Raw genomic sequence first — 7,683 nt, forward strand, 5'->3', positions numbered from 1 at the left:
CTTCCGTGGCTCCGGTGTCTCCTCCGGAGGAGACGGGGAGCTGATCACGATTCTCGCTCCTGTCCTGGGCCCGGGGCGGCGTCTCCCTCGGGTTGCAAAACCGCCCGTACAGTCCATCCTGGAAATACGGTCGAGACCGGCGGGCAAGAACCGCCCGGCAGTAATGAACCTGATCGCGAGGGTCGACGATGCCATCAGTTCCCCAAATCCGCCGTATCCTCTTCAACGACGAAGAGATCGGCATGGGCTTTAACAGTGAAACCGGCCAGGCGATCGGATCAGCCTTGGAGGGATTCACCATCCAGGAAAATGTGGTAGCCGGCGGCGGGGAAGCCAGGTCGTCGATCACCATCCTGTCCTCCCATGAGGAGTTGATGGATAATCTAGGAATGGGGTTTGAGGCGCAGGGGCGCTACGGGTTCTTTTCCGCCTCGGCTAAAGCCAAATTTTCCGAACGGACTAACTTCAACTCCACCTCGACCTTCCTGTTGGCTCAGGTCGTCGTCGAGAATCCACTAAAGCGAGGTAAGGGCTTCAAGGTGACACCGGACGCCAGGGCGCTGCTCGACACTGACAGGGTCGAGGAGTTCAAGCGGGCGTTCGGGGACAGCTTCATCCGGGGGCTGCAAACAGGCGGAGAGTTCTATACGGTTATCCGAATCACTTCGGTCTCAACCAGCACCCAGTCCGAGTTGGCGGCTACCCTGCAGGCCGAGTTCAACGGACTGGTGGCGGCAGGGTCGTTCAAGGCAGAGTTCGCCAAAACCAAGCAGAGTGCGAGCACGAGTTCGGAATTCACCGCGACCATGTTCCAGAATGCGGGTACGGGCGCAGAGCTATCTCCCATCGCCTCGATTGAGGACGCTCACGAGCGGTTCAAAAGATTTCCGGAGTTCGTGAAGACCAGTCCGACCGCCTATGAGGCGGAGGTGGCCACCTACGACACGCTGCCTCTTCCACTGCCCACCCCCGAGGAACGGGAGGACTTCCTCCTCGCCCTTGCCGATGCCCGTGAGAAGAAACATCGATACCTCCAAATCCGTAATGACCTGCAGTTCGCACTGCAAAATCCTGCGTTCTTTCAGGACCTTCCCCCCAGCCAGACCATCAATGATTCCATTGCCTTGTACACGAAGCTGATCAACGGCGCGGTGGCGCATGCAATCAAGCTGTCACGAGGTCAAATCACCCCGCCGCAACTGTTCGATCCCGGTGCGCTTACACCGCCGATCTCCGAACCGTCACCGATTGCACTCACACGCGTCCAGGTAGCCCCCGTGGGTCCCGTGTCGAGAGGACCATTCTTGCATCAACTTTTCGACGTCCCCGAGAGCTTCCAGGCAACCGTCAAGCTCACCGTACGATTTCCCGTGCCCTCCAGGACTGATCAATATTTTGTGGCCGCCGGCATAGCCAGATTCATAAACAAATCCCCCGGAGGGATCGCCGGAGGCATTGGGAAGTGCATCGCCGGCCCGCACGGAGGAGGCGGTGTGCAAACAGTTGGCTACGTTGACTACCTCACCTGGAGTGACAACGTAACCCTCTACCCGTGGTACCAGAGCTATTCCGCCGATTCAATTCATCTCAGAATCACTGTGGAGAACCGGAAGCTGACGACATGTGAGTACAGTAACGATGGGCAAACATGGATGAGTATGCAAACCGCCGCTGACATGATGTTCGTCGAGCCGGGGACAATGCAACTCGCTCTGTTCGCATGGTCGGAACCGGGCAAGTCATATGCGGTGACTTTCTCGTCTCCGGAAATTACGAGTCGCACTCCCCCGCAAGGGTAATGATGCATAAATGCGCTTGCCTCCTCTGAGGGCCTCACGTCGAGGCGGCGCTCCCGAGGGGCAGAATTCAGCTATGCCCTGCACAATGGCCTGAATAAAAAAGGAGCGATCGAGTCAGATATCTTACTGAAGCTGGGAGGGATCGCTGCGAGCAATACGTTTTCAAGTGGCCACCGATCGCGTGATGGCAGCGGGGCGCAACGCACGAGGCACCCGTGCCGTTACTGACTGCGGCGTTTAGGGTCTTCCCCCGGTCCCCCGGTCCCCCGGGCTGGCCCGGGCCGCGTTCGGCGGTGTGGGCCCGGGTCGCGGAGGTTGTCTACGCGATGGGTTCTTTCGTCCGGCCCCCGCGCGCTTTGGCGCGGGTGGCGCCGCTGCCCCGTGAGGCCACGGCCTCGTTCGTCGCGCGCCTGGCGGCGCGCAACCACGTGAGCGAGGCCGTCCTGTTCGACCACGTCGGGATACCGCGGCCGGGGGTGAGCGACACGTGGTCCGGGGGCGCCAACGTGTTCTACGAGGTGCCGACACCCGACCCGCCCACGTCGCGCTCGAAGACCCGAACCGGCCGCGCGACCGCAGCGCAAGGCGCGGACGCTCCGACGAAGCGGGCCGCCCGCGACGGGCGTAGTCTCCCTCGACCTGCGGGATCCGCTTCGGCCGGTTGCTTCTCGTATGCACCACGATGCCCGAGCCGAGAACGCACCGCCCCTGGGCCGGGGCTGTCGGCGTACATCTGAATGTGGCTCTGGCAAGATTTTCGTAGCCGGAGATCATCCCGAGATCGTGGTCTGCCGATCCGGGTATCGGCGGCGTAGGTGGGCGATCAGGACGACGCGGTGGCGAAGGAGGGGGACGCCGGCGCGTCCCGCCATGATGCGTTTCTGGAGTTTCACGTCGGTGATGCGGCCTTCATTGACGCCGGAGTTGTAGGGGGTGGTGATCCCCTGGACTACCGCGTTTTGGTCTTCGCGCAGGGCTGCTGCGACCCCGACAAAGGGCGCCAGTCCGCTGTGGGTGAGCCGGTCGAGCCAGGCCGGCAGCGGTGTGGCGTCCTGGGTGTCGAGCATGATGGCGAACTGCCGGACCAGGTCGTGGGTGCGGTGGAGTTCCGGACAGTGGTCGAGGAGCCGGTGCAGGCGCTCGGTGGTGTGCGGAGTGTGCCGGTGGGGAGCGGTGACGATCCAGCGTGCGGCCTCGCGTGGGGAAGGCGGCCGCTCGCGCGGCTCGTCCAGGGGTAGCCCGCGCCGAAGGGGCGCGACGGCCATGTTCACGCGCTGATAGTGGCCCGAGTAGCCCTTGGCCAGGAGTTCCTGATGAAGGACGGTGGCGCTGTGTTCGCCTTCGTCCCAGCGTTGTTGCAGGTAGTCGAGGTATGGGTCCAGCGTGGACGGTCGGCGGGGCGGCCGGCGCACGACCTCCTGCCAGGTGCGGGCGCGGGCGTACTTGCGCACCGTGCGGCGGTCCAGGCCGAGTTCGCGGGCCACGCTGCTGTGGGAGCGACCGGTGTCGGTGGCCGCGCGCACGGCTTCGAACAACCGCCGGGCATGGCGACCGGCGCGAGTGTCCGCCTCTTCGGCCGTTGTTGCCGCCTCGGCGAGCTCCGGGGTGGTCTGCCGGGGCTCGGGGAGCGCGGCAGGCAGGCAGTCGCGGTGGGCGGAGGCGACTTCCCGAACACGCCGGGACAGGCTTTGCCAGAGATGAAAACGGTCGCTGACCTGGAGGGCGTCGGGGGCGCCCGCGGAGATGCCCTGCCGATAGGCGAGAGAGCCGTCGCGGCAGGCGACCTCGACGCCCGGGTGCTCGCGCAGCCATCGGCGGAGCTGTTCGGCGTCCCGGCCTTCCCAGAGAGTGAGCGGAAGGCGAGTGGTCGCGTCCACCAGGAGGGTGCCGTAGGTATCGCCGTACAGCGCGAAGTCGTCCACCCCCAGTACTCGGGGAGTGACGAGCGGGGGCGGCGGTATGCGCATCAACTGGGCGAGCACGGTGCTCCGCGAGAGCGCGACGTCGACGACCCGCAGCATCCGGGCCCCACCGCGGCCCGCCTGGAGGATGCCGACCTCCTCGATCACACGCTGCAGCAGCGGAGTACGCCGCTGGTAGCGCACGGTCAACCCCGGCACCTGCTCGGCGAAGGTCACCTTCGGGCAGGCCGGGTTCTCGCAGTACAGACGGCGCACGCTCAGGTCGATCCGCATGGGCCGACCCCCGACCGCGGCATCTGCGAGGTGCCGCACGTAGCGGCTGTGGCTCCAGTCGCTCGGCGTCCCGCACCCGGTACAGGTTGCCGCAGTAAGGGAGTTCGTACGGGCCTGGATTCCGACCACGGGACCCGTGAGATCGGCGGAGGTCACCAGCACGTCGGCCAAGTTAGGTATCAGTTGCGACAGTTCGATAGAACACAGTCAGAGGTTTCCCACGGACGGTCCGGTCGACCACGATCTCGGGATGATCTCCGGCTACGAAAATCTTGCCAGAGCCACGTTCACGTGTACGCCGACATGTCGGCGAGTTCTGACATCGGTTCTTGATCGAAATACCAGGAGATGTCGGTGAGAACCGAGAGTACCGATAAGACAGCGTGGGCGCGTCGGAGGTCGACGGCACAAGTCGGCCGGGCGAAGGTTGCTGCTACAGCTCGGCTAGCGTGGACGCATGGTCCATCTCAAGCAACCGCAGTTGTCCGGGCTGGGACGGAATCCGGCCGCATCGCTTGACGTCTTGGTGCGTCTGTCCGCGCACGAAGCGGGCCGGCACGGGCTGACCTTGCACAGGGGGCAGCTTCCGGATGCGGTGGTTGAGGCATTGCTGACGCACGGCGGCAGGGATTCGGCGGTGCTCTTGTACGGAAACCGGGTGTCCCCGGCGATGCGCCGCCGGATCGCCGGGCATCCCGATCCAGCGATCCGCGATGCCCATGCGGACTTCGTCCGGACCATGGTGGAGCGCGGGGTGCCAATGAGCATCGAAGACCTGGTCGAAGCCTACGGCCGGCCGCCGGCGGAACTCGCGGCCGGCTCCGATCTCAAGCTGCGCGTGATGGTCGCGCAGACCTGGCGGGAGCGGCCGATCGTCGTGCAGTTGGCGCTGCTTACCGATCCGGACCCCGAGGTGCGGGCCGCGGCCACCCAAGCCAAGGACTCGGGTGTCCCTCCGGAGTACTACGAGCGCTGCCTCGCCGATCCGGCCATCCGGGCCAACGTTGCGTGTCATATCCCGCTGACGTTCGACCAGTTCGACCGGCTGCTGGCGACCGGGGACCAGACGGTGCTGCACGCCGTGGCCGGCAATCCGCACCTGACCGCCGACATGGTGTCCCGCCTGCAGGACAGCGCAGACCCGTCCGTGCGCGTCGCGGTGGCCTACAGCCGCCACGTCACCCCCGAGACCCGGGACCGACTGCTCGCGCTGGTGGAGGCCGAGGACGCGACCGGCAGCGACGAAGCCGCTCTCGCTCTCCACTGGTCGCCCTACGAACCGAGCTGGCTGCGGGACGCACCCCTTGCCGAGCGACTGACCTACATCGACTGCCCGCACGCGGTGTTCCGGCGGATCCTGGCAGCCAGCCGGGACCTGCCGGAGGCAGCCTGGCAGACGCTGGACGAAGACCCGGACGTGTCCGTCCGCCGCACCGCCGCCCACCGACCCGACACAGCGCCAGAGGTCTTGCTGCGACTGATCCGAGCCCACGGCGAGCGCTCCCACGTCCGGCCCCTGCTGGTGGACCACCCTAACTTCCCACGCAAGGAGCTGCGCGACCTCGTGGATGAGCGGAACCCGAGGGTGCGCATCCTCGCCCTGAAGGACCCCGAGCTGCCCGTTGCGCAGCTGCGGCGGTTCGGGGACTGCGAGGATTCATTCATGCGCGCGGGAGTGGCCCGGCATCCCAATGTCAGCGCGGACCTGCTGGAGCGACTGCTGGTGGACCCGGAGCCCAGGGTCGCCGAGGACGCTGCGGCCAACCCTGTGCTGCCAAGGGCATGGATGGACCGCATCATCACCGAGGCTGGCCTCTGACGGCCGGTCGGGGCACCGTACAACCATAGTCTTGGAGCAAACACCCGAGCGCTCTCAGAACTCAGCGACATCACCTACCCAGAGTGTTGGGTGTTCTCGCCGCCCAGCGGCAGGTGCTCTCACCAATCACGTACAAAGCCAACTGGCTTTCACCCACGAACCGGTCGAGGCCCGACGAGCACGCCACTTGACTTGGTGCAGAGAAGATTCCTGTGGGCCTTCGAGATCGAGTGGGACCGTGCCGTCCGAGAGGACGCCAGGGACTTCGCGCTCTGGATGAAGCTGGCCGACAAACCGGTGCGCGTCCACTGGCGGCACCGGACCAAGGACCCCTCGGCCCCGTCCCCACCGGCCCGAGCCGGCGGCCCGGCACCCGGAACACCGAATCCGGTGACCGGAAAGCCCACCCGCGGAGCGAAGTACGCCGCCACGACTCGGGCCCACTGCGAGACGGTGCTGCGGACGTTCTACGACTTCCACCTGGAGCGCAACACCGGGTCGCTCCTGTCAATCCCTTCCCGCTCGCTCGGGGCCGCCGCACGGCCCGAGCGAACGCACACCACAACCCGGAGAAGGAACACCGGAAGCAACGCGCGGGCCTCTACCGGCCCAAGATCCCGAAGCGAATCCCACGACGCATCCCGGACGACAAGTACGCCGAGGTCTTCGCCGGCCTGCGCTCGCACCGCGACCGGGCCCTGCTCGCCTTCTGGCTCTCCACCGGCGCCCGCGCCGAGGAACTGCTGACGTCGCGCCAGGTGGACGCGGTCGTCGGTCGGCAGACGATCGGGGTGATCCGCAAGGGCACCCACGTCTATCAGGAACTGCCCGCCACAGGCGATGCGTTCGTCTGGCTGCGGCTCTACCAGGAACAGTCCTGGCGCGACGGCGTCCCCCGCGGACGCACGCAGCCTCTGTGGTGGACCCTGCGCCGCCCCTGGCGACCGTTGGCCTACGACGCGGCCCGCATGATGTTCAACCGCGCCAACGAGCTCCTGGGCTCCAACTGGACCCTCCACGACCTGCGGCACACGGCGACGTTCCGGATGCTCGACGACCCGACCATGTCGCCGGTCTATGTCCAGCACATCCTCGGCCACCGATACCTGTCGACCCTGGACATCTACAACAACCCGTCGCACGACGACGTGATCGTCGCAGGCCTGGCGCATCACGAGCGCCAACGCCGCAAGCGCGAGAGCCCGCCGCCGGCGGCCTCGCCCACCGCCTACAACCAGGATTCGCTGAACAACCTGTTCGGAGGACCGATTCCTTGACCACCACGGCAGAAACGGTGACGGGCGGACCCGTCACGCTCCCTCTCGGCTGGGGCCAAGTCCCGGCACTGATGGAGAAGTTCCCCCCCGCGGACGCCGGCGACGACCTGGCCCGCGACCGAGGCCTCCCGCGAGGAGATCCTCGACACGCTCGGAAACCGCCGTTCCGGATGACGAAGAGCGCCCAGCAGGCGAGGTTGCAGGGCGCGCGGTGGATCATGAGATGGCTCGCCACGTTCCCGGGCGAGAACTGGCAGCAGCGCTGGCAGGCATGCCCCGCCTCTGCGGACGCCCGGGACTGGACGTCGCATATCCGCAGATTCGGACAGGAGATCGGTGCTCGTCCGACCCATTCGGCGATGACCGCGGGCCTCCTCGCCTTGATCTGCGCGGACGCGGTCCGACCGGACCTTTCGTGGCTTGCGTCGAGGAATTCGCGCTTTCTGCGACTCGGGGTCGAAGCCACCCGCGACGTCGAAGGGTTCGCCCGGCTCAGGACCGACGTCCCCACGGACGTGCTCGAGTCACAGGACGGCTCACGGGCCCTGATCGTGCTCGCGCACCTCGTGGTCGCCTACGGAGGCGGCATCGAG

Annotated in this window: 4 protein-coding genes and 1 pseudogene; 4 read left to right on the forward strand and 1 reads right to left on the reverse strand. The window is 66.3% G+C overall.

Annotation, left to right across the window (positions count from 1 at the left end):
- Positions 1-188: 188 nt before the first annotated feature.
- Positions 189-1,799 (forward strand): hypothetical protein, encoded by a 1,611-nt coding sequence (locus ABZ374_RS41645; protein ID WP_360322493.1) that lies wholly within the window; start codon positions 189-191, stop codon positions 1,797-1,799.
- Positions 1,800-2,569: 770 nt separating this feature from the next.
- Here ABZ374_RS41645 and ABZ374_RS41650 read toward each other — a convergent pair.
- Positions 2,570-4,156 carry an ISL3 family transposase gene (locus ABZ374_RS41650; protein WP_360322496.1) on the reverse strand — a complete coding sequence of 529 codons (1,587 nt, stop codon included), beginning with the start codon at positions 4,154-4,156 and terminating at the stop codon, positions 2,570-2,572.
- 295 nt (positions 4,157-4,451) lie between these two features.
- On the opposite strand from ABZ374_RS41650, the gene ABZ374_RS41655 reads away from it, so the two are divergent.
- The 3 genes and pseudogenes from ABZ374_RS41655 to ABZ374_RS41665 form a co-directional block, all read left to right on the forward strand.
- Complete coding sequence (locus ABZ374_RS41655) at positions 4,452-5,813, forward strand: hypothetical protein (RefSeq protein WP_360322499.1); 1,362 nt, start codon at positions 4,452-4,454, stop codon at positions 5,811-5,813.
- 230 nt (positions 5,814-6,043) lie between these two features.
- Complete coding sequence (locus ABZ374_RS41660; RefSeq protein WP_360322505.1) at positions 6,044-7,090, forward strand: site-specific integrase; 1,047 nt, start codon at positions 6,044-6,046, stop codon at positions 7,088-7,090.
- 170 nt (positions 7,091-7,260) lie between these two features.
- Positions 7,261-7,683 (forward strand): annotated as a pseudogene (locus ABZ374_RS41665) (site-specific integrase); the annotation flags it as partial.

It is taken from the genome of Embleya sp. NPDC005971, assembly GCF_040629175.1.
Lineage (GTDB): Bacteria > Actinomycetota > Actinomycetes > Streptomycetales > Streptomycetaceae > Embleya.